Origin of the sequence: Cobetia sp. SIMBA_158 (assembly GCF_046566945.1) — a bacterium.
GTDB classification, from domain to species: Bacteria; Pseudomonadota; Gammaproteobacteria; order Pseudomonadales; family Halomonadaceae; genus Cobetia; species Cobetia amphilecti.
This window is the reverse complement of the sequence record NZ_JAWJYL010000646.1, coordinates 1-257: the sequence shown is the minus strand read 5'-3', so window position 1 is coordinate 257 and position 257 is coordinate 1. Positions and strand designations below refer to the sequence as shown.

At 40.5% G+C, this 257-nt stretch carries 1 protein-coding gene; it reads left to right on the top strand.

What is annotated here, in order from left to right; translation table 11 throughout:
* Nucleotides 1-103 precede the first annotated feature (103 nt).
* Nucleotides 104-257: DUF3850 domain-containing protein (locus R2R70_RS21415; protein ID WP_410979112.1), on the top strand; the 154-nt coding region annotated here is incomplete at its 3' end.

Genomic DNA, 257 nt, shown 5'->3' with positions numbered 1-257 from the left:
ATCACACCTTTTGAGCTGCCTACCGGCGAGGGAGTCCCCCGAAGAATCGGGGGACTAGGGGGATGAGTTCTTAAAGGATAGTCAAAAGACTGTCCTTTTTTGTTTGGATAAGAAAGGGGAGATTTTCTTGAAGGAAGGATTTCATGAATTAAAAATACTACCTCAATACTTTTGGGCTTGTAAAACAGGTCACAAATGCTTTGAAATACGAAAAAATGATAGGGACTTTAAAATGGGGGATTTGATTCAGTTACGTG